Annotated in this window: 1 protein-coding gene; it reads left to right on the forward strand. The window is 47.5% G+C overall.

Features of this window, described 5'->3' with window-relative positions; translation table 11 throughout:
* On the forward strand, window positions 1-1151 hold a 1151-nt coding region (locus EDC51_RS10980), incomplete at both ends, for a YadA family autotransporter adhesin (RefSeq protein ID WP_249038494.1).

Here is a 1151-nt window from a genome sequence, read left to right on the forward strand (position 1 = left end):
TTAGCTGTCGCACCAAACTCAACGGTTGATATGGGTGGAAACCGAATCACGAATGTAGGCGCCGGTTCAAATGCAACAGACGCAGTGAATGTCAGCCAATTAAACAGCACGATTGCAGGCGTTCAATGGAAATTGACAGGTAACAACGACAATGCAAATGCAACGACCGTAGGCAGCCAAACCGTCAGCTTCAACGATAGCGCTAGCGTGAAAGCCAATGTGGATGGCGTGAATGTCAGCTTTGCGGTGAAAAGTGGTGATATTTCACCAGTGGCAGATGGTTCAGTATTTGCAGATAGCACAAACGGCAGCGTAGCAACAGTAGGTGATGTGGCAAATGCCATTAACAATGCAGGCTGGAAAACAACATTAAGTGATGGCAACACAACCTTGATTACCCCAAGTGATGTGGTGAACTTCAACAATGGCGTGGGTACAACAGCGAATGTTGTCACAAATGCTAATGGTGGGATTGATGTCAGCTTCAATGTGAACAAAACAGCATTAACCGTATCCGATGGCAACATTGCTAACCCAGACGGTTCAAACGTAAATAGTGGTGCAGTGGTTAGCCCAGATACGAATAATGCAAATCACTTTGTGACTGCAGGCGATTTGGCTAACACCTTGAACTCAATTGGCTGGAATGTTAATTCAACAGCGGTTGAAGGTTCAACGGGCAAAGTCACAGAAGATAGCGATAGCACTGCAACGAAAGTCAGCGCGGGTAATACTGTAAATATCAATGCGGGTAACAACATTGAAATCACCCGTAACGGTGCAAATGTTGCAATTGCCACCTCAATGACCCCAACCTTCAACACAGTTCAAGTGGGTGGTTCTACAGGTCCTGTGCTTGGTGCAACAGAAGATGGTCATGTAAGAGTGGCGAAAGCAGATGGCTCTGCTGCACGTATCACAAACGTGGCACCAGGTGTTGATGGCACTGATGCGGTGAATGTAGATCAATTAAAAGCGGGTCTAGGCAATGTTCATAACCACATTGGTAAAGTAGACAGAAACCTCCGTGCAGGTATCGCCGGTGCGAACGCAGCGGCAGGCTTACCACAGGTTTATATCCCGGGTAAATCGATGGTAGCCGCCGCGGCAGGTACCTTCAAAGGTCAAAGTGCAGTTGCCGTGGGTTACTC

The organism is Bibersteinia trehalosi, assembly GCF_004346205.1.
Classification (GTDB): Bacteria; Pseudomonadota; Gammaproteobacteria; order Enterobacterales; family Pasteurellaceae; genus Bibersteinia; species Bibersteinia trehalosi.